Origin of the sequence: Pantoea sp. SM3, assembly GCF_000963995.1 — a bacterium.
GTDB classification, from domain to species: Bacteria; Pseudomonadota; Gammaproteobacteria; order Enterobacterales; family Enterobacteriaceae; genus Pantoea; species Pantoea rwandensis_B.
Map to the genome: position 1 here is coordinate 117,207 of NZ_JZRD01000019.1, position 22,722 is coordinate 139,928.

At 53.7% G+C, this 22,722-nt stretch carries 19 protein-coding genes; 10 read left to right on the plus strand and 9 right to left on the minus strand.

The window, feature by feature from the left end; translation table 11 throughout:
• Nucleotides 1–28: 28 nt before the first annotated feature.
• Genes fetB through VI01_RS12855 form a run of 3 tightly spaced genes read right to left on the minus strand, consistent with a single transcriptional unit; the run spans nt 29 to nt 2,391 of the window.
• Nucleotides 29–796: an iron export ABC transporter permease subunit FetB gene (gene fetB, locus VI01_RS12845; RefSeq protein ID WP_045815442.1), complete on the minus strand. Its 768-nt coding sequence runs from the start codon at nt 794–796 to the stop codon at nt 29–31.
• Nucleotides 783–1,451 carry an iron ABC transporter ATP-binding protein FetA gene (gene fetA, locus VI01_RS12850; RefSeq protein WP_045815443.1) on the minus strand — a complete coding sequence of 223 codons (669 nt, stop codon included), beginning with the start codon at nt 1,449–1,451 and terminating at the stop codon, nt 783–785. The genes fetB and fetA overlap by 14 nt, the downstream gene beginning before the upstream one ends.
• A 28-nt stretch (nt 1,452–1,479) precedes the next feature.
• Nucleotides 1,480–2,391 carry a MurR/RpiR family transcriptional regulator gene (locus VI01_RS12855; protein WP_045815444.1) on the minus strand — a complete coding sequence of 304 codons (912 nt, stop codon included), beginning with the start codon at nt 2,389–2,391 and terminating at the stop codon, nt 1,480–1,482.
• 513 nt (nt 2,392–2,904) lie between these two features.
• On the opposite strand from VI01_RS12855, the gene VI01_RS12860 reads away from it, so the two are divergent.
• From VI01_RS12860 to VI01_RS12890, 7 genes are all read left to right on the plus strand, one after another.
• Nucleotides 2,905–5,028: a TonB-dependent siderophore receptor gene (locus tag VI01_RS12860; RefSeq protein ID WP_082082057.1), complete on the plus strand. Its 2,124-nt coding sequence runs from the start codon at nt 2,905–2,907 to the stop codon at nt 5,026–5,028.
• A 47-nt stretch (nt 5,029–5,075) separates the two neighbouring features.
• Nucleotides 5,076–6,167 (plus strand): ABC transporter substrate-binding protein, encoded by a 1,092-nt coding sequence (locus tag VI01_RS12865; protein ID WP_045815480.1) that lies wholly within the window; start codon nt 5,076–5,078, stop codon nt 6,165–6,167.
• A 335-nt stretch (nt 6,168–6,502) separates the two neighbouring features.
• On the plus strand, nt 6,503–7,639 hold the full coding sequence (locus VI01_RS12870; protein WP_045815445.1) for an efflux RND transporter periplasmic adaptor subunit: 1,137 nt from the start codon (nt 6,503–6,505) through the stop codon (nt 7,637–7,639).
• The gene (locus VI01_RS12875; RefSeq protein WP_045815446.1) at nt 7,636–10,719 is read left to right on the plus strand and encodes an efflux RND transporter permease subunit; all 3,084 of its coding nucleotides are present in this window, start codon (nt 7,636–7,638) and stop codon (nt 10,717–10,719) included. Before VI01_RS12870 ends, VI01_RS12875 begins: the two co-directional genes overlap by 4 nt.
• A complete protein-coding gene (locus tag VI01_RS12880) occupies nt 10,716–11,420 on the plus strand; it encodes a heavy metal response regulator transcription factor (protein ID WP_045815447.1) in 705 nt (234 codons plus the stop codon). Before VI01_RS12875 ends, VI01_RS12880 begins: the two co-directional genes overlap by 4 nt.
• Nucleotides 11,404–12,795: a heavy metal sensor histidine kinase gene (locus VI01_RS12885; protein ID WP_045815448.1), complete on the plus strand. Its 1,392-nt coding sequence runs from the start codon at nt 11,404–11,406 to the stop codon at nt 12,793–12,795. The genes VI01_RS12880 and VI01_RS12885 overlap by 17 nt, the downstream gene beginning before the upstream one ends.
• Nucleotides 12,796–12,901: 106 nt before the next feature.
• On the plus strand, nt 12,902–13,189 hold the full coding sequence (locus VI01_RS12890) for a hypothetical protein (RefSeq protein ID WP_045815449.1): 288 nt from the start codon (nt 12,902–12,904) through the stop codon (nt 13,187–13,189).
• Nucleotides 13,190–13,614: 425 nt separating this feature from the next.
• On the opposite strand, the gene VI01_RS12900 is transcribed toward VI01_RS12890, so the two are convergent.
• From VI01_RS12900 to VI01_RS12925, 6 genes are read right to left on the minus strand one after another with little or no spacing between them, the layout of a single operon-like run.
• Nucleotides 13,615–14,334 carry a phosphatase PAP2 family protein gene (locus VI01_RS12900; protein WP_045815451.1) on the minus strand — a complete coding sequence of 240 codons (720 nt, stop codon included), beginning with the start codon at nt 14,332–14,334 and terminating at the stop codon, nt 13,615–13,617.
• A gap of 19 nt (nt 14,335–14,353) precedes the next feature.
• The gene (locus VI01_RS12905) at nt 14,354–14,962 is read right to left on the minus strand and encodes a phosphatase PAP2 family protein (RefSeq protein ID WP_045815452.1); all 609 of its coding nucleotides are present in this window, start codon (nt 14,960–14,962) and stop codon (nt 14,354–14,356) included.
• 20 nt (nt 14,963–14,982) lie between these two features.
• Nucleotides 14,983–16,323, minus strand: a complete 1,341-nt coding sequence (locus VI01_RS12910) for an ATP-binding protein (protein ID WP_045815453.1) — start codon at nt 16,321–16,323, stop codon at nt 14,983–14,985.
• Nucleotides 16,299–16,967 carry a response regulator transcription factor gene (locus tag VI01_RS12915; protein ID WP_045815454.1) on the minus strand — a complete coding sequence of 223 codons (669 nt, stop codon included), beginning with the start codon at nt 16,965–16,967 and terminating at the stop codon, nt 16,299–16,301. Before VI01_RS12915 ends, VI01_RS12910 begins: the two co-directional genes overlap by 25 nt.
• Nucleotides 16,964–17,590 carry a VTT domain-containing protein gene (locus tag VI01_RS12920; RefSeq protein WP_045815455.1) on the minus strand — a complete coding sequence of 209 codons (627 nt, stop codon included), beginning with the start codon at nt 17,588–17,590 and terminating at the stop codon, nt 16,964–16,966. Before VI01_RS12920 ends, VI01_RS12915 begins: the two co-directional genes overlap by 4 nt.
• 19 nt (nt 17,591–17,609) lie before the next feature.
• On the minus strand, nt 17,610–18,380 hold the full coding sequence (locus VI01_RS12925; RefSeq protein WP_045815481.1) for a membrane protein: 771 nt from the start codon (nt 18,378–18,380) through the stop codon (nt 17,610–17,612).
• A gap of 325 nt (nt 18,381–18,705) precedes the next feature.
• On the opposite strand from VI01_RS12925, the gene VI01_RS12930 reads away from it, so the two are divergent.
• The 3 genes from VI01_RS12930 to VI01_RS12940 all read left to right on the plus strand — a co-directional run bounded on the left by VI01_RS12930 (nt 18,706) and on the right by VI01_RS12940 (nt 22,699).
• A complete protein-coding gene (locus VI01_RS12930) occupies nt 18,706–19,794 on the plus strand; it encodes an ABC transporter substrate-binding protein (RefSeq protein WP_045815456.1) in 1,089 nt (362 codons plus the stop codon).
• A gap of 72 nt (nt 19,795–19,866) precedes the next feature.
• A complete protein-coding gene (locus VI01_RS12935; RefSeq protein ID WP_045815457.1) occupies nt 19,867–21,636 on the plus strand; it encodes an iron ABC transporter permease in 1,770 nt (589 codons plus the stop codon).
• Nucleotides 21,629–22,699, plus strand: a complete 1,071-nt coding sequence (locus tag VI01_RS12940; RefSeq protein WP_045815458.1) for an ABC transporter ATP-binding protein — start codon at nt 21,629–21,631, stop codon at nt 22,697–22,699. The genes VI01_RS12935 and VI01_RS12940 overlap by 8 nt, the downstream gene beginning before the upstream one ends.
• The last annotated feature ends 23 nt before the right edge of the window (nt 22,700–22,722 follow it).

Below are 22,722 nucleotides of genomic sequence, written 5' to 3' on the forward strand. Positions count from 1 at the left end.
CTCGTGCATGGCCCTGCCGCCGTGCCTGTTAAACACTGTTCTTGAGCTGTGCACGCGGGGTGTAAAAACGACGATACGATAAATACGCGGCGATAATGGTCGAGAGGCTGGCGGTGCCGATGAGCATAAAGGTCACCATAATCTGGTATTTAATCGCTTTCACCGGATCGATCCCGGTAAAAATCAATCCTGACATCATGCCGGGAAGACTCACCAGTCCCACGGTTTTTGCGGCATCGACTGTCGGGATCATTGCCGCACGGATGCTGTCGCGAATTAGCCGCCCCGAGGCGAGCTTCACTGAAGCGCCTAAACTCAGCATCTCCAGAATCTTCTGCCGATTATCGCTAAACCTTTGATTGAGGTTGGTGTAACACAAACCCACTGCCACCATCGCGTTGCCCGCGATCATGCCGGAAATCGGGATCACCTGCATCGGGATAAACTCAATGGCGCCGCTCAATAACAAAATAGTGAGGGTGAGCGAAGTGCCGGTGGTGATCGCCACAAATGAGATCGCTAGCGCATGGTCGATGTTGCGGCTGCGTTTGCGTGCATTCAGCGCCGCATTCACGCAGATGAATAGCACCATTAAGATGGTCAGCCAGCGGTTGTTAAGGTCAAAAATCGACTTCAGCACATAGCCCACAATCACCAACTGCACGATGGCGCGGCACACGCTCCAGAGGATGTCCTTACCCATGCCGAGCTTCTCTTTCTGACTGATCAGCAGTGCGATCACCACCAGCATCAGTGAAAGCAGCAGCGAGCTGTCGGTAATATTATGCTGGCTCATGTACGGCTCCATTCTCCGGTGTTTCCAGTCGCAATACTTTTTCGGCGTGCTGGATTTCATTGACATCATGGCTAATCCACACCACAGCCAGGCGTTGCTGATCCACCCGCTGGCGAATCATTGCCTGTATCGCGGTTTTATTTTCCTCATCCAGCGCGCTGGTCACTTCATCCAGCAGCAGCACCTGCGGCAGAAATTGCAGATTACGCAGCAGTCCAACGCGTTGTTTTTCGCCTCCGGAGAGTTGCTCCACCGGCTTATCCAGCATATCTGCATTAAGGTGCACGCTCTCCAGCGAGGCGATTAGCTTTTCACGCGCCGGTTTTTGCTGACGAATCAGCCAGGGCAACGCCAGGTTGTCGTAGACCGTCTCACCAAACAACTGTGGCGTCTGGAAACAGTAGGAGACCTGCTGGCGATAGTGCTCGGGTTTGCATTGACCGATATCGCGATTCTCAAAGCGAATCACGCCGGCTGTCGGGGCCAGCAACGAGGCTAAAATTTTCAACAGCGTGCTTTTACCGCTGCCTGAGGAGCCGGTCAGCAGCAGAAAATCACCCGCATGCAGTTGCAGTGAAACAGGTGCCAGCAGCGTTCGGCCTTGCATGGCATAGGTGATCCCTTGCACATCAAGCAGGGGAATTTCGGTGGTCATGATCGCTTCCAGATGTCAGTGAGGATTTTCAGAGCTTATGACTTCTCCGCGCCCCAGGGCGGGTCAACGCGTTGCTGATTTCATACAACTTGCTCATGCTATTCATGGTGGCGACCGGCGTCGTGGCGGCCAGCCCTAACACCAGGATCTCCAGACAGATCATCGGCGTAGCATGCACCGGCATTTTATCCGCCTCACGGCTGCGCGGGATCTCAATCGTCACATCCGATCGCTGAGCAAAATGACTGTCGGTGGCGCCTGTCAGGACAATGATTTTCATCCCCAGTCGTTGTGCTTCGGCCATTGTCACCAATCCTTCCGGATGCGCACTGCTCTGCACCAGCATAATCAGGACATCAGCATGGCGCATCTCCGCAATCTGTTCGCTGAGTGCAATGCCGGTGCGATTAAGCACATAGCATGCGGTACCGTTACGTTTAAAGAGTCGTGCAGTGTAATCGGCAAGAATGGCTGAAGCACCGATGCCAAAGATCGCCACCCGTTCTGCATGCTGCAACAGATCGATGGCTTGCTGAATCGCCTTTCTGTTCGCCGTGGACGACAGCATATCGCAACTGATGCGATAGCTATCCAGCACGAAATCCACACTCCCTTTGGCATCCTGCGACAAGGCATTGACAGTCGAGGCCACACGCGCCGGCGATCGTTGTGTGACGCCCAGATACTCCGCCATCACAATTTTCAGATCGCGATAGCCGGAGAAACCCAACGCCTGAATGGCACGGATCACTGTGGCATCCGAGGTCTGGGTATCAATAGCGATACCCAGCGCGGTTTTATCCAGTACCACACTGCGATGCTGATGGATGTAATTCGCCACTTTGAACAGGCGTGGCGTGAGTTGATGTTTACAGGCGTGAAAGCGTTCGCCGTAGAGATCGTAAGGGCGTTTACTGGTTTTCGGTGCGGAATCGCTCACGGGAACAAACACCTTTTATATGAGTAGGTTGGATGATGCTTCGCGACGTTATCGCGATAAAGTTCTGCGAGGATAATCCAGAATTTGTATGGAATCAAAGCCACGCCATCCCTTCTCACCGCTATATTTCTTTAATGGCAAAGGTATTATTAAAATGAAAATTAAGAATACCTTAATTTAATTAAATTAATCATCATCCGTTTATCGAAGGATCGTTGGGGTTAACATCGCCGCCGCCCGGGTGAAATGTAGTGGATGATGAATATACACCCTGAAACTACACCGACTACTACATACATACAATAAACACATATAAAACAATGGATTTAAAAACTACATTTAATCTCAACATTGCATTGAATAGTGGTTTTGTGCCAACTCACTTTCCAGTGAAATAGTAAAATAAATAGCCTGAATTGATAACGATACAGCAATATTTTGTTGTAAATGGAAATCAATCTCATTACCATCCGCTCTTCTGAATCTTTCCCTTTTTGATGCGGATTTAACTTAATGAAGTATCTTTGCTTATTTTCACCAGCGGTAAAATATACGCTCTCTGGCTCTCAGGTATTACTGGCTTCCACCCTGCTGTGCAGTTACTCAGCCAGCGGCGCGGATCAAACCTTGACCGTTACAGCCGCCCCGGAGACCACTTCCAGCAGCTATAACCAGGACGATGCCGCGGCGACACTGCGCACCTCAACGCCACGCAACGAAACACCGCAGTCGATCAGCGTGGTGACGCCACAAGTGATGAAGGATTATCAGGTCACCAGCCTGAATGATGCGGTGAAGTTCGTCAGTGGCGTGACTCAAGGTAATACGTTGGGCGGTACTGAAGATGGCTTTGTAAAGCGCGGCTTCGGCTCCAACACCGACGGTTCAATCTTCATCGACGGCGTGCGCAGTAACCAGGGATTAACCATGGATGCCAGCATCGATCATGTCGAGGTGCTGAAAGGATCCTCATCGCTGCTGTACGGCATTCTGAATCCTGGCGGCATCATCAATCTGGTGAGTAAAAAGCCGCAATACGAGTGGAACACCCACATCAGCGGTGAATCCAGCAGTTACGGCGGTGGCACTGGCATGGTCGATATCACCGGTCCGCTCGGTAACGGCTTTGCTTTCCGCATGGTGGCTGAACGTCAGCGCGAGGATTACTGGCGTAATTTTGGTGTTAACGAACATACCCTGCTGGCGCCGTCATTAAGCTGGTACGGCGATCGCGCGTCCTTCAACATCAGCTACGTCGAGTATAAATACGATGTGCCCTACGACCGTGGTACGGCGTTTATTGGCGGGAAACCCGTCGATATTCCTTACAACCGTCGTCTCGACGACAACGCCAACCATGCCAGGGGCAAAAACAAGCGCCTGAACGTCTCATACGGTTACATCCTCAATGATGTCTGGGATACGCACCTTAACTATGGCTGGATGCAGCGCCGTTATGACAGTAACGAAGTGCGCGCCACCGCCATCAACACCACGACCGGCATCGTTTCGCGCCGCGCTGACGCTAACCGTGGCTTCAACCATCAGACGGAATATGTCTCCTGGGACATCAGCGGTTCTCCCACTATCGCGGGCATGCAGCACGACTTGTTGGTGGGTGTCGATTATGAGCAGAACGAAACCTACAAAGCGCGATCCTATCGCGGCACTGTTTCACGCACCTTCAACATGTACGACCCGGTGTACGGCGAAGAGCCGATCGTCAGCGACAGCACCTATAACGATGCGCTGAGCAATCTGCGCACCAATCTTTATAGCCGCTCAGTGTTTGCCAAAGACAGCATTCATCTGACGGACAAATGGACCGCGGTATTGGGTGGCCGTTTCCAGCGCTACACCCAAACCTCCAGCAACGGCTTTATCGATCCTGAAACCACACTCAACGATCGCGGCAACGCTTTCCTGCCGCAATTGGGAGTGGTGTACAAAGTCTTGCCGGACGTCTCACTGTACGGCAGCTACAGCAAATCATTTACGCCATCAACCCAAACCGACGATGACGGCAATGTGGCCTCCACCGAAAAAGGCACCACCTGGGAAGTGGGTTCTAAGTGGCAGGTTGCACCCAATCTGGCCGCCACGCTGGCGTTGTACCGCATTGATGAAGAGGACATGTCGATTTTCATTAACGGCGTGACGCGCAACATTCCCAAAGCACGCTCGACCGGTGCGGAGCTGGAGGTCAACGGCGAGTTTGCGCCTGACTGGAACCTGATCGCTAACTACAGCTACGACAAAACCGAGATTGTTTCCGACAACGTTAATCCTGACAACGTCGGCAACCGTCTGGTGAACGCACCGACCAATATGGGCAGCCTGTATCTGAGCCACACTCTGCGCTTCTCGTGGTTGCCAGGTGAACTGCGACTCGGCGGCGGTGGACGCTATGTTGGCACCCGTGCGGGCGATCCAGAAAACAGCTTCGTGATGCCCGCTTACACCGTGGCCGATGCGTTTATTGCCTGGGACAGCCAGTTGATCGGCAAACACACCCAATTGAAGCTTAACGTGAAGAACCTGTTCAACCGCGAATACTACGAATCCAGCGCCGGTAACCTGCGCGTGATTGAAGGTGAACCCCGCGTGATGTATTTGCAGGCTGCCGTCGACTTCTAATCTGCTGCGCTCCGCCTCTCAGGGCGGAGCCTACTGTGAGCAACGCGATGAAAAAAGTGCTACTGACATTGCTTCTGCTATTGCCGCTGGCTTCGCAGAGCAAAACCCTGACCGATAGCCTGCAACGTCAGGTGAATGTCCCGGACAATCCGCAGCGGATTGTGATTGGCGAAAGCCGGATGATCTACACCCTCGCGCTGGTGGAGGATGGCAACCCGGCGAAACGGGTGGTCGGCTGGCCCGCGGATCTTCACAATCTCGATAAGCAAACCTGGGACCGCTACGTCAAAGCCTTCCCGGCAATCGGCAACATTACCCAGATTGGCAACTCCAACTTCTCGCAGCTTAATGTAGAGAAAATTATCGCGCTGCAGCCGGATTTGGTGATCCTGCCGGTGTATGCCCGTACTCCGCCCAATAACTCGCTGTTTATGCAGCAGCTACAGGCCGCGAATATCCCGGTGCTGTTTCTTGATTTCCGCGTCGATCCGCTGGCCAATACCGTTGCCAGTCTGCGTACGCTGGGCGCGGCACTCAATGATGAGGCGAAAAGCGAGCGCTTCATTGCCTTCTATCAGCAGCATATGCAGCGTATTCGCGATCGTTTAGCTAACTGGCACGGCACGCGTCCGAAAGTGATGCTGCAATTACATCTGGGTAAGAAAGCCGAATGCTGTACCACGGTGGCGCACGGCAATCTGGCGGATTTGATCGCCTTCGCCGGGGGCGACAACATTGCCGCCGGTCGTTTTCCCGCCGTATTTGGTCAGCTCAACCCGGAAGCGGTGATAGCCGCTAATCCCGATATCTATATCGCCACCGGCTCTTCGGGCCCGGAAGAAACCACAGCACTGCAACTCGGCCCATTGGTCAATACGGAGCAAGCCAAAACCACCTTTCTGCGGGCGTTAGCCCAGGACAGCACGGTTTCGGCCCTGCCCGCCGTGCAGCAGCAGCGCGCCGCCGCCTTCTGGCAAAATTTCTACATGAGCCCATGGCACCTGCTGGCCGCCGAATTTTTTGCCAAAACCTTCCATCCACAGCTGTTCCACGATCTGTCACCCGATGACACGCTGCGGGAGATGAACCAGCAATTCCTGCCCATCCCGGAAACCGGCACTTACTGGACGCACAATTGATTTTTCGCGGTACCTGACGCACAGGGTTTAGCCCTAAGGTTGCGTTAATCTTGGTTCGCGAAAATAGCCTCATGACCACGAGGATATTTTTATGAAATCGATGTTTGTTCGTCCCGCCAGCGAGTATCTGGCGATTGCAGTGAGCCTGTTCGCCGTCGTGAGTTTTCTGACTATCTGGTTCACCCGCTAAAACGCCACGCTGTGGCGTTTTTCTTTTTGTAACCCACTGAAGAATCTGTGCATCTGAAGATGACAAATTTGTCATCTGCCTCTTTCCATTCTGTTCGGTGGCCTTCGATAAACTTGTGAAAAATGACAACGCTCGTCGAGGCACCATGGCTTTTCAATCTAAACACTCTCTTCTGCTGATGGTCGGTTTGATCGTCGGCGGGAGCGGCTGGTATTTCTGGCCGAAACAACAGGCCGATGCGGCCGTGAAACCCGCCCACACTCCGGTGCTGGTCAGCACGGTCAGTGCCTCGGTGAAACCGCTACCGATTACCCTGGCAACGCAAGGTCATGTGGTGCCGCTCAACCAGGTGGACATCCAGGCGCAACTCACTGGCACGGTGAAAAGCGTCGATTTCCATGAAGGGGATTTCGTTAGAGCCGGGCAGCGACTGTTTACGCTTGATGATGCCAGCCAGCAGGCCGCCTATGATCGGGCGGTGGCTGCTGCAGGGGAATCCAAAGCGCTGCTGGTGAAAGCGCAGAATGATCTGCAACGCGGTCGCATGTTAAAAGCGAAAAACTATATCTCTCTGTCTGACTGGGACACGCTGCAAAGTAACCTTCAGCAGTATCAGGCTCAGTTCAAGGCCGCACAGCAAGATGTGCAAACCGCACAGGTCAACCTCGGCTATACGCGCATTACCGCGCCTGTCGGCGGCAAAACCGGGGCGCTGAATGTCCATCCCGGCAGCCTGGTGCAGCCCGGCAGCACATTGCCACTGGTCTCACTCATCCAGTTCGATCCGATTGGTGTCGCGTTTACCCTGCCTGAGAACGATTTGAAACCGGTACTGGCGGCCCAAGCCCAGGGACCGGTGACCGTTTGGGTTGAGGATGCCAGCGGTAAGCCGACACAAGGCACCCTCGACTTTATTGATAACAGCGTCAGCACCACCAGCGGCACCATTACGCTTAAAGCCCACTTCGATAACCATCAGCACCTGCTGTGGCCCGGTCTGTTCCAGAATGTCAAAGTTGATGCGGGCATCACGCCAGATGCCGTTGTCCTGCCACCGCAGGCAGTGCAAAACGGGCCGGAGGGTCATTTCGTCTATGTGATTGATGCACACAACCAGGCGCAAGCACAGACGGTCACACTGCTGCGCGTGCAGCAGTCTCTGGCGGTGATTAATGGGCTCGCGCAGGGCACTAAAGTGGTGAATGAGGGGGCGAATAACTTGCGCCCCGGCATCAGGGTGCAGATTGCCAGCAACATTGATAAGGCGGTCATGCAGCCATGAGTTTCTCTGAGCGTTGTTTACAGCGGCCGATTGCCGTACTGCTGTTTTGGATTGCCATCATGGTGGCGGGTGCGGTGTGCTGGCAGCATTTGCCCGTCGCTGCCCTGCCCACTTTTGATACGCCTACCATCAAAGTGAACGCCTCACTGTCAGGCGCCAGCCCGGAAACCATGGCATCCTCAGTGGCCACACCGCTGGAAAAGAATCTGGCGACCATTCCGGGTGTGGCGACCATGACGTCGACCAACCTTGAGGGCGCCACCACCATCGTGCTGGAGTTTGATCCCTCGGTGAACATCGATTCAGCCTCGGTAGATGTGCAGGCGGCGCTGTATCAGTCACTGAAAAAACTGCCCTCGCAGATGACCACCCCGCCAACCTTCCGCAAGGTCAATCCAGCGGATGCGCCAATTGCGCAGATCAGTCTGGATTCACCCTCCATGACGCTCTCGGATCTTAACCGTTACTCGGACGATTTGATCTCGCCATCACTGTCGATGATCAAGGGCGTAGCGGAAGTCACGGTGATTGGTCAGAAGCGCTATGCGGTGCGCGTGGAAGTTGATCCTGCCAAACTCGCCGCCACCAACATGACGCTGGAAGAGTTGCACACTGCGCTAAAGGCGGCCAATGACAATTCCCCTGTTGGTGAGTTGGATGGAAAGAGGCAGATGATGATGTTGCAGACCGACGGTGACCTGCGCAATGCCAGCGATTTCAGTCAGGTGGTGGTGGCAACGCGCAATGGTCAGCCGGTCAGGCTTTCAGACATTGCCAGCGTGCAGGACAGCATTGAAAACACGCTGAGCCACAGTGCCGTGAACAATCACACCGCCATCGTGCTGAGCGTGACGCGCCAGCCGGGTGCCAATCTGGTGGCGACACTCGACACCATCAAGCAGCTGTTACCGAAATTGCAGCAGCAGATGCCTGCTTCGGTTCACATGCAGCTGCTCAATGACCGTTCGATCTCGGTGCGCAACGCCATTCACGACGTCAATCTCACCCTGCTGCTGACCATTGCGCTGGTGATTATGGTGATCCTGCTGTTCCTGCGTCACGTACGCGCCACGGTGATCCCCGCGTTAAGCGTACCGATTTCGCTGCTGGGTTCCTTTGGCCTGATGTACGCCTTTGGCTTGAGTCTCGATAACATTTCCCTGATGGGTTTGACCATCGCCGTCGGGCTGGTAGTGGATGATGCCATTGTGGTGCTGGAAAATATCATGCGCTACATCGAACAGGGTGAAGATCCCAAACACGCGGCATTAAAAGGCGTCAGAGAAGTCGGCTTCACGGTGATCTCCATCTCGCTATCGCTGGTGGCGGTGTTTATCCCCATCTTCTTTATGCCCGGCACCATGGGACTGCTCTTCCATGAATTTGCCTGGGTGGTGTCACTGGCGATTCTGGTTTCCGCTGCCGCCTCACTCACCATCATCCCGCTGCTGGTACCGATGTTGATGCGCCATAATGCCGATCACGCAAAACCAGAGCCGGCGTGGAGCCGTCTGTTTGAACGCGGGTTTGAGACGCTGCGTCAGCACTATGCGCGCGGATTAAATTGGGCGGTGGCTCATCGTGCCGTGACGCTTTCGGTCGCCGTGTTGACCGTCGCATTGACCGCCTGGCTGTATATCAGTGCACCGAAAGGGTTCTTCCCACATGAGGATATCGGCCAGGTCACGGCAAACATCGACACGCCGCAGGATATGTCCTACGACGCGCGTAAACAGGTGGCCTTCCAGTTGGGCAACACGTTGTTAAATGACAGTGCGGTAGAGACGCTGGTGACGAAAGTGGATCACGACACGACTCAACTCAACATTACGTTGAAGGACGCCAGCCAGCGCCCGGCGATGGCGCAAGTGTTGCAACAGATGCGCGCCGAAACCCACTACTTACCTGGCATTCAGGTGTTCTTCAGCCCGGTGCAAAACTTTAAAGTGGGTGGCCGTGCGGCAAAAAGTACCTATCAATACACGCTGCAATCGGTGAGCAGCAGCAGTGGCTTGAGTCTTAACGACTACACTAATCAACTGATGGCCGAGATGAACAAGAGCGGCGTGTTTGTCGGGGTGAACAGCGATGCCCAGCTGAATGGCCTACAGGCGCAACTCACCATTGACCGCAATAAAGCCTCTTTGCTGGGGGTCGATCTCGACCAGATCCGCAGTAATTTGTACGCCGCCTTCGGCACATTACAGGCTTCCACCATCTACGCCCCGGAAGACAGTTATGAGGTGATCATGGAAGTGCAGCAGCCTTTCCGTCAGAACGAGAGTGATCTGTCACAAATCTATGTTCGCTCTGCTTCGGGCGATCTGTTGCCGCTGTCGACCTTCACGCATATTAGCCGCGTGCAGGGCGTGACCGCCGTGAACCATCAGGGGCAGTTACCGGCCATCACCATTTCATTTGACCTGGCACCCGGTAAGTCGCTGTCCGATGCTACGCAAGCCATTAGTCAGGCAGAGAGTGCCATCAACCTTCCCGCCACGGTATTCGGTAACTACGCCGGGCAAGCTGCGTTGTACCAGCAGTCGCAGAGCAGCCAGGTGTGGTTGATTGTGCTGGCACTGGCGGTGATTTATGTGATTCTCGGCATGCTGTATGAGAGCTGGATCCATCCCATCACTATTCTGCTGGGCCTGCCATCCGCTGCGGTAGGCGCGCTACTGTCGTTACGACTCATGGGGTTGGATCTCACCTTCATCGCCATGATTGGTATCTTGTTGCTGATCGGCATTGTGAAGAAGAACGCCATCATGATGATCGATTTTGCGCTATCTGCGCAGCGTGAGCAGGGGTTAAGTGCCCATGACGCCATTATTCAAGCCTGCCTGCAGCGTTTCCGCCCGATCATGATGACCACCCTTTGCGCCATTATGGGGGCGCTGCCGATTGCCTGCGGCTGGGGTGCCGGTGCCGAGTTACGCCAGCCGATGGGTGTCGCCGTGGTCGGTGGTCTGGTGTTTTCGCAATTCATTACCCTGTTTATCACCCCGGTGCTGTATTTGCTGTTTGATCGTACCGGTGCACGTCTGGATGCGCTGACCCACGCGACGGAGGAAGCATGAGATTGTTATTAGTAGAAGACCAACAGATGGCCGCGGACTACATCGCCAAAGGGCTGCGCGAGAATGACTTTGTGGTGGATGTGGCCGCCAACGGTATAGATGGCTTGCACCTGCTGCTGACGCACGACTATGACCTGGCGATACTGGATGTGATGTTGCCGGGCATCAACGGCTGGAAGCTGCTGGAGATGGCGCGGCAGGCCGACCGTGCGACGCCAGTGATGTTTCTCACGGCACGGGATGATGTCGAGGACCGGGTTAAAGGGTTAGAACTTGGCGCGGAAGATTACCTGATCAAGCCCTTCTCTTTTAGCGAACTGCTGGCACGCGCGCGGGTGATCCTGCGCCGTCAGACGCCCAGCGCGGTGTTGAGCAGCGACGAATCGCAGTTGCAGATTGGCGGGCTGGTGCTGGACTTTGTTAAGCACAAGGTCACACGCGAAGGCAACCGTATCGAGCTGACGCAGAAGGAGTTTTTGTTGTTAAGCCTGTTGATGCGCCGCAGTGGCGAAGTCCTGTCGCGCACGGTGATCGCCGAGCAGGTGTGGGACATGAATTTTGATCCTGAAACCAACGTGATTGATGTCGCTATCCGCCGTCTGCGCGGCAAAATTGATGATAACTATGCGGTAAAACTGCTGCACACCATTCGGGGTGCCGGTTATGTCCTGGAAGAAAAAGAGCATGTTGATACCCCGTAACGTCCCGATTACCGTTCGACTCACCCTGTTCTTCTCTCTGGCGATGGCGATTGTGCTGTACAGCGTTTCTGGCTTGCTTTATCAGACCCTGCGCGACCAACTCAACAGTAAAGATGTCAATGAGTTGCGCAGCACGCTGCAGTTCCAAAAAGAGATTGCCAGCACCATCAGCGAACGCCAGGGGCCGCAAGAGCAGTGGCAGAAGGAGTTGTTTGAATTTATCGCCGAGCAGGATCGTTTGTCGCTGCGCATTATCAGTCCGGACGGCAAAGTCTGGTCTCAGTCAAAAAATATGCGCGTGCCGCAATCGGCCTATCCTGCCCCGACCAAAGATTTTAACTACCAGAGCTGGAAGCATCATGACGGTGAGCTGCACGAGAAGTATCTGATTACCGCCACCACTTTCCCTCTCAAGGATAAAGAGCTGTGGTTGGTGCAGGCCGCGCTCAACGTCTCACGCAATAATGAAATCATCGAAAATTATTGGGCGCGCATGCAGATTGCTGCTGCGCTGGCGATCCTGCTGTTTGCCGCCTGCGGCTATGGTCTGGCACGTCGTGGCCTGCGTCCGCTGCGGGTGATCAGCCGCCAGATTGAAACCATCAACGTCGAAGAGTTGCATACGCGTTTGGCCACCGAGCGCTGGCCGTCGGAGTTGGTGGTGTTGGCCTCATCATTCGACAGTATGCTTACGCGACTGGAAGCGTCTTTTGCCCAACTCACGCGCTTCTCTTCTGACCTCGCCCATGAGCTGCGGGCACCGATCAATAACTTGATTTCAGCGGCCAGCGTGACCCTGAATCAACCACGCAGCACAGCGGAGTACCAGGATACGTTAGAGGCGATAGTGGAAGAAGGTGAACGCTTGTCGCGCACCGTCTCTTCCATGCTGTTTCTGGCCCGCGCCGATAACAGCCGCGAGCCGTTGAAAAAAGAGCAGCTGAATAGCGCCAATGAATTCCGGCGTTTAATTGGTTTTTACGACATTCTGGCTGAGGAGAAAAACATCACGCTGATACAAGCCGGCGATGAGTCATTCTCTGCCGATCCGCTGCATTTTCAGCGCGCCATCTCTAACCTGCTGTCGAATGCCCTGCACTACACGCCCGCAGGCGGTGAGATCATTCTGCGCGCTGTGCGAGAACCTCACTGGCTGCACTTTAGCGTGCAGGATAGTGGCGAGGGCATTGAGCCTGAGCATCTTCCGCATCTGTTTGAACGTTTTTATCGTGCCGATCCTTCACGCACCAGCGCAGAAAATACCGGATTAGGGTTGGCGATTGTGAAGACCATCGCCGAGTTACACGGCGGTAAAGTGGCGGTCATCAGCACGCCAGGCCAGGGCAGCACCTTTACCTTCTCGATACCGCAATAAACACGCCTGTCAGAATTGTCATCTTCAGGTTTGAGTGTGGTCACCGCCACCGTGAGAAAATAACACTATCAACACAACAGTTGTTATTAACCACGAGGTGACCACCATGAAACAGAAATTATTGATGATACTTGTAGCCGCGTTTTCCCTGTTAGCTGTCACTCAGGTCGAAGCGAATATCGGCGTGGAACGCACCGCCAACACCTGGCTATTAACCCCCGCCAGTTGGCATCCCGGCACACCGAATAAACTGTACGAGAATTATCCTTTCGATCTAGGCGAACGGAAAATTAATATGGGGGATGAGGATCAATATCATCACGTTAATAATGACAGCAATCTACATCCCCTGACCGATAAATCCGTCCACTCGCCGGTTTATCAGCAGCAATAAGATAGTTAATTCGCTGGCGAATGCTTGCCAGCTTAGGTCCTTTTTGAATGAGGCCGCTATTTTCTAAAATGGCGGCCTTTTTATATATATGAACATGTTGGTGCGGGCCTCCGACACAGTGCGCTTTGTGGCAGTAAAAGCGCTATCGCCTGAGTCATCGCGCCCTTTCAAACAGCGTAAACGGATGTTAGCAAGCAGGCTGGTGCCGCTCTGGGGCGGGCATTTCGCAGCGCTGAACGGAATGAGGAAGCCAGGAGAGCCAGCATGGATGCTGGCGAAAGGTGCAGCCGGGACAGGGAAAGTCCCGTCTGCACCGGTCCGTCAGGCTGACGAGTGAAGTGAAGGTACCGCGTCAGCGGCGCGAGGACAGCCAGCCCCAGAGCGGCACCAGACTGCGTTATCACCTAATGCTTGTAGAGCAACGTTTAGCCTGCCTTTCGCCGCAACCACCACCACACCGCAGGCAAACTCAGATACAGCGCAATCATAATCGACGTAAACAGATCCCCCGGCCAGTGCATACCCAGCGCCAGACGGCTGATGATCACGCCATAGGCCCACAGCATCACTCCCCCAGCCAACAGCCACTTACCCCGCGCCATCAGCAGCGCCACCGCCATTAATGCCCAGGTGGCGGCAAAAATCGTGTGCCCGGAAGGAAAAGCAGGATCGACCTGTTGAAGCCAGTGCTGCTTCTGCCAATCCGGAATCTGGGGGTTATTAGCCAACCGCTGGCTAACCAGCTGCTGCCGCTGGGCAGGATCATCCTGGTAAAAGTGGCGATCAATCTCACTGTCCGTCTGACTCAGCCACACCACATAGGGGCGCGGCTCATGGTTGGTCTTTTTGATCTCGCTGACCGCCAGTTGTCCAACGATCACCGGCAATAACATCACCAACGCAAATTTAAGCCACTCTCCCCGACGAATATTCAGCGTATAAATCAAAACAAACAACATTAACGCAGACGTGATAAAGCCAAATGGTTTACTCACGGTCTGCGTCAGCACATAAAACCACCATAACAGCGCGGATTGATCGTTGGCATTCCAGCTCCAGTGAATTCCCCAGGCAAATAACGGAATAGCAAACAACAATGCACAACTGATGAACAGCGCAATATAAGGGCTGCGTAAAAATCGCATCGGTTTAATTATCCGTCAATTAATGTTTTGCGCGCGTGAGTTTTAAATAAACCAATAAATAAGTATTCAAATTGCAGAGTTTATCAAACAGCGGTGAGAGTAGCGGTTCCGCTTTATTCACAGCGAATGCACACCCCAGTGCCACCAGCACCGAACCCAACATATCGCTGGGGAAATGCACCCCCATATAGATTCGACCCCAGGCAATAAATCCGCTCATCACCAGCAGCACGGCACCTGATATCTGCCGTTGGCTAAATAAAAAGCTCATCGTAATCGCACAGGCCAGTGTCATATGATCGCTGGGGAAAGAAGCGTCGGCGACATGGGAAATAAAGGTGTGGCCAATCGGCACCATAAACGGTCGTGGATGAGGGAAGAAATCTCCGATGATCACGTTGAGGGTTAAAGCGATCAGCGATGTCAGTAAAGCAGACAACGCCGCCTGTTGCTTATCACGGTTAAAACTGAACCAATAAACCAGCAACGCCAGCGGATATATCAATATCAGCCACGTCGCGCAGACATTGCCAAAACTCAGCATTGCCGTCGATGCATGCGCCGGCGCATTCAGCAGCAGGAAAACCGTGTCGTTAATATTTTCCGCATTTTCAGATGTCAGAAACATCGCTATCTCCTTGTAATCAATTAAGCCAGTGGCAGGGAAACACTTACCTTCAAACCCGATGGGAAGCGCGTGGCGGCTGATAGCGCCACCTCACCCTGCATGCGAACCAGCATGGCGTGGACAATCGACAAACCTAAGCCTGAGCCGTTGGCGTCATTGCCTTCCATGCGATAAAAAGCGTCAAACACCCGATGGTGCTTATCGGCTGGAATACCCGGACCGGAGTCTTCGATGGTGATCAACACCTGGCGGGGATGCTGTTCGATAGCGATATCGATGCATCCTCCCTCCGGCGTGTAGTGGATGGCGTTGTGCAACAGATTGCGCAACGCGGTATAGAGATCAGAGGGGCGCACCATCACCTCCGCATCGCTGATACTGAGCACCCCCAGATCCTGGGCTTTGTGCTCAGCTAACGGATGCAGATCGGCAATCACCTGCTTCATCACCGCAAAAACCTGTGTGCGCTCCACGGGCGGCAGCACTCCGGCTTCAACACTTTGAGCGCGGCTCAGCGTCAGCAACTGCTCCACCAGCCAACTGGCGCGTTGCATACCTGCACGCAAATCACTTAGCCGATGCTGGCTCTCCGGCGGCAGTTCGCTACTTGCCAGCCGTTCGGATTGCAGCATCAGCGCCGTCAGCGGTGAGCGAAGTTCGTGGGCGGCATCCGCAACAAAACGTCGCTGCTGCGTGATGGCATCAGAAGACCGTTGTAGCAAGCGATTGATGGCAATGATAAAGGGCTGAATTTCATGCGGAATTGTCGCGCCATTCAGTGACATTGATGCACTGTCGCGTTGCTGATCGACCTCCGCCGCCAGTTGGCGAATCGGGCGGAAAATCTTCTTCACCAGATCGGCAATCAGATACAGCAGTACCGGAAAAAGAATGCCGAACGGCACTAAAGTGCGCAGTGCAGAAGAGAGCGCGACGCTTTCCTGCACCGAAGCACGTTGCGCCACCGCGACGCGCACGCCACCAGCCATGTTTTCTATCAGCACGCGATAGCGTTGTTGATTGACTTTCAGCGTGTGAAAACCCGCCTCAAGCTGTGCAGGCAGTGCAAAATCAGCGACGGGCGCCGCAGCAGGCATGATGAAGTGCACCACAATGCGCGAGCCCTCCTCATCCTGTAGCGGCGGGCTGATGAAACTGCTCTTACCGGGCGTCAACATGCCATCTTTCGCCAGACTGGCGATTTGTTGCAGCGACGAATCCTGCAACTCATGCGCTTCATCCCAGGCAGAGAGAAAACCCAACACTCCGCTAAGAAAAGCGATACTGCCGACAGCAACACACAAAACCAGCGACAGACGTAATTGCACTGATTCACTCAGGCGTCTTTTGAGACTTTCCATCCCACGCCCCGCACATTCTGAATCGCATCACTACCGAGCTTTTTACGCAGCGAATGAATGAAGTACTCAATCGCGTTGCTCTCAACCTCTTCGCCCCAGCCGTAAATTTTGCTTTCTAGCTCGCTGCGCGAAAAAATCTGACCGGGCTGGGCGATTAACGCCTGCAACAGGGCATACTCACGGGCAGATAGCGTGTGGGTTTCATCGCGTTGAAGATGACACACCTGCCGGGTTGCCGGATTGAGCGTCAAGAGCCCATTGCTCATCAATGGCGCGGCATTCCCTGCTTTGCGCCGCATCACCGCACGTGCACGTGCCAGCAGTTCGCTCATGGCAAAGGGCTTGAGCACATAATCATCGGCACCTGCATCCAGCCCCTTCAAACGATCTTCCAGTGCATCGCGTGCGGTAACGATCAGCAGCGGTACCTGATTGCCTTGCTGACGCAGTTGCTTCAGCACTTCAACGCCATCACGACGCGGTAAACCCAGATCAAGCAGCACCAAATCGTAGTGGTGAGCCGTCAGACTCAGCAGCGCCTGTTCGCCATCACGCACCCAATCGGCGGCGTAGGCGGCATCCTTCAGCGCCGCATACACTGCATCACCGATCATGCGGTCATCTTCAACCAGCAGCACTCTCATGACTCTTCCTGCTGGGCAGGACGCATCACCGCGGTCAGCACCGGCAGCAGTGAAAGACCAATAATGCCGAGCGCCAGCCATTCACGGTGATCGCGCACCCAGGCCAGATCACCCAGGAAATAGCCGAGCGCGATGAAACTGCCACACCACGCCAGACCGCCCGCAAAATTCCAAAGTAAAAATGCAGAGCGAGGCATGGACGACAGCCCCGCGACAAAGGGCGCAACGCTACGCACAATCGGCACGAAGCGACCAATAAAGACGGTGGCTGCGCCATATTTGCGAAAGAAGGCTTCCGTCTTTTCCCGATGCTGAACCTTCAGCCATTGACGCCGCAAAATAAAACGCCCCACCGCCCCTTTGCCAATATGGTAATTCAGCGTATCGCCGATAAAAGCGGCGGCGGTTAACAGAGCGATCACCAGCAAGGGTGAAACAGATGTCGCCGGTAAAAAGGCGCCTAATGTGAATAACAGTGAATCGCCGGGTAAAAACGGCACAATCACCAGGCCGGTCTCGCATAAAATAATCACCGCGACAATGGCCACCACATATAAAGGGTCGGCATTTACCAGCGCTATCAAGTGACTGCCCGAGAGATAATCCATCAGATGCTGCAACATATTTTCATTCCTGATCTGTTTAGAGTTTGGATATCTGGCGCGATGAGTGGCCGTACAACGTTGATGCGCCGATTAATATCGCCATCGCAAGCAGGAAAATAATATTGACTGGCGTGGTGCCATAGCCCAATCCGCCCTCTTTAATCGGCTGAGAGAACAGATCGGCGAGTGAAGCCCCCAATGGGCGCGTCAAAACGTAAACCGTCCAGAAACAGGTCACGCTGCTGAGTCTACCTACGCGCCACAATACGGCTGTCGCCGCAATCAACACGGCAAACAACAGCGTGGTGGTCAGATAGCCCAACGATAATCTTTCGGCCAACGCATCGCCTAACGCGGTACCAAAAGCGAAGGTGATTATAATGGCGAGCCAGTAATAGAGTTCACGGCCTTTCGTATTGATGGATGCGAATTCCAGCGTGCCCTCGGTGCGATGCCAAAACATCAACACCATCACCAGTCCCGAACCAAACATCGCCACAGAATAAAGCAATGGCACCTGCAGTTGGTCGGTCAGATAATCGGTCAATAACGTACCGGTAATGCTCACCATTAACACCGTGAGCCAATACAACCAGGGGATATAACGCGGTGCGCGCAACTGAATCAGTAATACGCATAAAAATAACAACGCAGAAATAATCGATGTGCCGGTCAGACCCAATCCTAGCCCAAAGTTTATCCAGTCCGCTCCGGTTTCACCTACCGTTGTGGACATCATTTTTAGCACCCAAAACAACAGTGTGGCTTGAGGTACTTTCGCTTTTAATTCTGTAAAGGTGTCAGTCATGATCGGTGTCCCCGTCAACATATTGCGCCCATGATGAACGGGGAAACTTAAATCTCCCTTAAAACAAAAAAATAGTTCCCCTGATGAAAACTTTTCTTAAAATTGGAGAATTACACCTCGTTCTTAATGTTCAATTAAGGATTCCCTGAATGTGCTTACTTTTATTCGATAACTCTCACGACATTCAGCGTGAAATAATTTTACCTTGAAATAAATAACCAAACTGAGTTCACAAAAGCTGTAAAAACTTTACAGGGTGGATTGCATCGGGGTCGCAATGGGTTACTGTTAAATTCTTGTAACAAATGTAACCAAAAGGATCTGTATGAAAACCTCACTGCGTTTTTTAACAACCTCTGTCATGGCTGGGCTCTCCTTTTCTGCGATCGCCGCTGTGCCTGCTGGTTATCCCGCTGATTATCAGAAAGTCATTGATGCGGCGACAAAAGAGGGAAAAGTGGTGGTGTATTCAACCACTGACACTAAGGCTGCTGGCCCGTTGATTAAAGGCTTTGAGTCGCTCTATCCGGGCATCAAAGTTGAATATAACGACATGAACAGCACCGAACTCTACAACCGTTACATCAGTGAACAGGCCTCCGGCAGCGGCAGCGGCGATGTGGTGTGGAGTTCATCCATGGATACCGCGTTGAAGCTGGCCACCGACTACGCTGCGGAATATGCCTCTCCTGAGCAGAGTAAAATTCCAAAGTGGGCGGTGTGGCAAAATAAAGCCTACGGCACGACCTACGAACCGGTGGTGTTTATTTACAACAACAAACTCATCCCGAAAGACACCGCGCCTGACTCTCACACGGCGCTGGCAAAAATGATTGCAGCCGATCCGGCTAAATTTAAAAACAAAGTGACCACCTACGATATTGAAAAATCGGGATTAGGTTTCATGTTGACGGTTCAGGACAGCAAAGTGGATCCGCAATATAAAGAAAACCTGGCAGGTATGGCGAAAGGTGGCCTGACCGTACAGTCTTCTACTGGCACCATGATGGAGCGCGTATCATCGGGTGAAAACCTGATTGGCTATAACATTCTCGGTTCCTATGCCGAAGCACGGGCTAAGAACGATCCGGCGTTGGGCATCGCCTATCCAAAAGATTACATTCTGGTGTTATCACGCGTCTCGTTTATCACTGAAGACGGTGAGCATGAGAACGCGGCCAAATTGTGGCTGGACTACGTGTTGTCAGAAAAAGGGCAAAGCATCCTGGCGAATCAGGCGGACATCCCTTCACTGCGTAATGATATCGAAGGTAAAAACGATATCGATGGTATGACCAAAATGCTGGGTGATGCCCTGAAGCCGATTCCTGTAGACGAATCACTGCTGGAATATCTGGAACCGGCGAAGCGCCTGGAATTTATTAAACAGTGGCGCACCGCTGCAGGGAAATAACGATCCCGATGTTATGCGCCAGCAATGGCGCATAACTTTCCTCTCGCGTCCGGTGTTTGACAGGGTTGGCATATGACCAGGTTACTGAAAAAGTGGCAACGTTTGCCACGTGCATTGATTGTTCTGATCACCGCATTGGTTATTTACGTGCCGCTGATGTTTATTGTGGTACAGAGTTTTCTTTCGGCGCCCTTCTTTGCCAAAAAGAAAGCGCTGACGTTCGGTTCATTTGAGTTTATTTTCTCGGATCCTGATTTTTATAAGGCGCTGGAGTCTGGCTTTATTCTGGCGTTTGGTCTGGTGATCATTGCCATTCCGCTCGGCGGTATTCTGGCTTTCCTGATGGTCAGAACCAACCTGCCAGGGCGCCGCCTGATTGAGCCATTGATTCTGGTCCCGATATTTGTTTCACCGATGGTGCTGGCCTTTGGCTATGTGGTTGCCGCCGGGCCAGTGGGTTTCTTGTCTCAGTGGGCGAATCAGCTGTTTGGCGTGGTGCCGTGGAACATCTATTCGATGACCAGCATTGTGGTGATCGCGGGACTGACACATGTGCCGCATGCCTATCTCTATATTTCATCGGCACTGCGCAGCGTGAGCTCAGATGTGGAAGAAGCGGCGCGAACCGTGGGTGCCTCACCCTTGCAGGTGATGACTTCGGTCAGCCTGCCGATGGTGCGCCCTTCGATTCTGTATGCCTGCGTGCTGCTGTTCTTTCTGGGACTGGAAGTATTCGGCCTGATGCTGGTGTTGGGCGATCCGGAAGGCAACATGGTGCTCGCCACCTACCTGTATAAGCTGACCAACAAGCTCGGCACCCCGTCTTACCACCTGATGGCCGCTGTCGCCGTGGTGCTGATCTGCTTCACCGTGCCGCTGGTGATGCTACAGCGCTGGCTGATGCGCACCGCCAACCGTTTTGTCACCATGAAAGGCAAAGCCTCACAAGCCCGCGCCCTCCCGTTGGGTAAATGGCGCTGGATTGCCGGTGCGGTGGTGTTGACATGGCTCACCGTCACCATCGGCGTGCCGCTTCTGGGTGTGGTGATGCGCGCATTCATCTCTCACTGGGGTGTCGGCGTCTCACTGTGGGATGAAATATCCATCGCGACCTTCCGCAGTATCTGGGATCAACCCAATCTGTTGCGTGCCATCGTCAACTCGATGCTGATTGGCGTCATTGGTGGCGCGATTGCGGTGATCTGTTATCTGTTTGTAGGTATCGCGATGCACCGTAAACAGGATCAGGTTACGCGCTTCCTGGATTACAGCGTGCTGGTACCACGCGCCGTACCGGGGCTGTTAGCCGGTCTGGCTTTTCTCTGGGTATTCCTGTTCATCCCGATGTGGCTGGATCAATCACTGAAAAATGGTTGGCTCTCAAGCCTGCCGGTTGCCGACTGGCTGCGCGAGAACTTTATCGTTTGGCTCCGTTCGTTGCGTCAAACCATCTTTAGCGTCTGGCTGGCCTACACCGTGGTGTGGATGGCTTACTGCTTACGTCTGATTTCATCAACGCTGTTGCAGGTCGGCCCGGAACTGGAAGAGGCCGCGCGCAGTGTGGGCGCCACCCCGGGACAGACCACGCGCCATGTGACCGTGCCGCTATCACGTCATGGCCTGATAGGCTCGTGGCTGCTGATGTTCCTGATATTTGAGCGCGAATATTCAACGGGCGTTTATCTGCTGTCACCCGGCACCGAAACCATCGGTTCAATGCTGGTTTCACTGTGGTCTGCGGGTGCCATTGATATCGTGGCTGCGCTCTCCCTGATTAATATCGTGCTGGTGGTGGTCGGCCTCGGCATCGCTTTACGCTTTGGAGTGAAATTACATGATTGAATTATCGGTAGATAACTTGCATCTGATGTACGGCGATAATCCGGTGTTGAAAGGCGTATCAATGCAGTTGAAAAAAGGCGAGGTGGTTTCACTGCTGGGACCGTCAGGCAGCGGCAAAACCACCTTATTGCGCGCCGTGGCGGGTCTGGAAAAACCGTCACAGGGGCGTATCACTATCGGCAAAAATGTGGTGTTTGACGGCACGCCGAAAAGTGAAATCCCAGCTGAAGAGCGTAATCTCGGCCTGGTTTTTCAGTCCTACGCGCTGTGGCCGCACAAAACCGTGTTTGAGAACGTGGCCTACCCGCTCAAGTTGCGCAAAGTGGCCACAGCAGAGATTAATCAACGCGTTCAGGCGGTGTTGGATCAACTGGGTCTCGGGCATCTTGGCAAACGCCATCCGCATCAGCTTTCCGGCGGTCAGCAGCAGCGTGTGGCGATTGGTCGTGCGCTGGTCTATAACCCGCCCGTTATTTTGCTGGATGAGCCGCTCTCCAACCTGGATGCCAAATTGCGTGAAGAGGCACGCGTGTTCTTACGCGAGTTGATTATTCGACTCGGATTATCTGCCTTGATGGTGACGCACGACCAAAATGAAGCCATGGCGATCTCTGACCGCATTCTGCTGCTCAACAATGGCGTGATTGAACAGCAAGGCACACCGCAGGAGATGTACAGCCAGCCTTCTACACTGTTTGCCGCAGAGTTTATGGGTAGCAACAATCGCCTGCACGGCAAAATTACCCACGTTGAAGGCGGACGGGCGCGCATTGCCGGAGCGAAATGGGCGCTATGGGGTAAGCCGAGCGGCGAGGTGCGTGTTGGGCAGGAAGGCACAGCGGTGATACGTGTCGAGCGTATGAATGTGGCTGACACCACGGATGACAACGCGCTGGAATTGCCCCTGCTCACCAGCATGTATTTAGGTGACCGCTGGGAATACCTGTTCCGTACCGAAGGGGATGATTTTGCGCTGCGCGCGTATGGCAAGGAGTTCCGCGGCAATCAGCGCTTCCGCGTCTCACTGCCCAAAGAGGATCTGTGGATTTTCGCAAAAAGCTAAGAATAGACCTGCCGCAACTGGCA

Coding starts and splice junctions, on each gene's coding strand:
- fetB (WP_045815442.1), bottom strand. CDS start 796: ATGAGCCAGCATAATATTACCGACAGCTCGCTGCTGCTTTCACTGATG.
- fetA (WP_045815443.1), bottom strand. CDS start 1,451: ATGACCACCGAAATTCCCCTGCTTGATGTGCAAGGGATCACCTATGCC.
- VI01_RS12860 (WP_082082057.1), top strand. CDS start 2,905: ATGAAGTATCTTTGCTTATTTTCACCAGCGGTAAAATATACGCTCTCT.
- VI01_RS12865 (WP_045815480.1), top strand. CDS start 5,076: ATGAAAAAAGTGCTACTGACATTGCTTCTGCTATTGCCGCTGGCTTCG.
- VI01_RS12870 (WP_045815445.1), top strand. CDS start 6,503: ATGGCTTTTCAATCTAAACACTCTCTTCTGCTGATGGTCGGTTTGATC.
- VI01_RS12875 (WP_045815446.1), top strand. CDS start 7,636: ATGAGTTTCTCTGAGCGTTGTTTACAGCGGCCGATTGCCGTACTGCTG.
- VI01_RS12880 (WP_045815447.1), top strand. CDS start 10,716: ATGAGATTGTTATTAGTAGAAGACCAACAGATGGCCGCGGACTACATC.
- VI01_RS12885 (WP_045815448.1), top strand. CDS start 11,404: ATGTTGATACCCCGTAACGTCCCGATTACCGTTCGACTCACCCTGTTC.
- VI01_RS12890 (WP_045815449.1), top strand. CDS start 12,902: ATGAAACAGAAATTATTGATGATACTTGTAGCCGCGTTTTCCCTGTTA.
- VI01_RS12900 (WP_045815451.1), bottom strand. CDS start 14,334: ATGCGATTTTTACGCAGCCCTTATATTGCGCTGTTCATCAGTTGTGCA.
- VI01_RS12905 (WP_045815452.1), bottom strand. CDS start 14,962: ATGTTTCTGACATCTGAAAATGCGGAAAATATTAACGACACGGTTTTC.
- VI01_RS12910 (WP_045815453.1), bottom strand. CDS start 16,323: ATGGAAAGTCTCAAAAGACGCCTGAGTGAATCAGTGCAATTACGTCTG.
- VI01_RS12915 (WP_045815454.1), bottom strand. CDS start 16,967: ATGAGAGTGCTGCTGGTTGAAGATGACCGCATGATCGGTGATGCAGTG.
- VI01_RS12920 (WP_045815455.1), bottom strand. CDS start 17,590: ATGTTGCAGCATCTGATGGATTATCTCTCGGGCAGTCACTTGATAGCG.
- VI01_RS12925 (WP_045815481.1), bottom strand. CDS start 18,380: ATGACTGACACCTTTACAGAATTAAAAGCGAAAGTACCTCAAGCCACA.
- VI01_RS12930 (WP_045815456.1), top strand. CDS start 18,706: ATGAAAACCTCACTGCGTTTTTTAACAACCTCTGTCATGGCTGGGCTC.
- VI01_RS12935 (WP_045815457.1), top strand. CDS start 19,867: ATGACCAGGTTACTGAAAAAGTGGCAACGTTTGCCACGTGCATTGATT.
- VI01_RS12940 (WP_045815458.1), top strand. CDS start 21,629: ATGATTGAATTATCGGTAGATAACTTGCATCTGATGTACGGCGATAAT.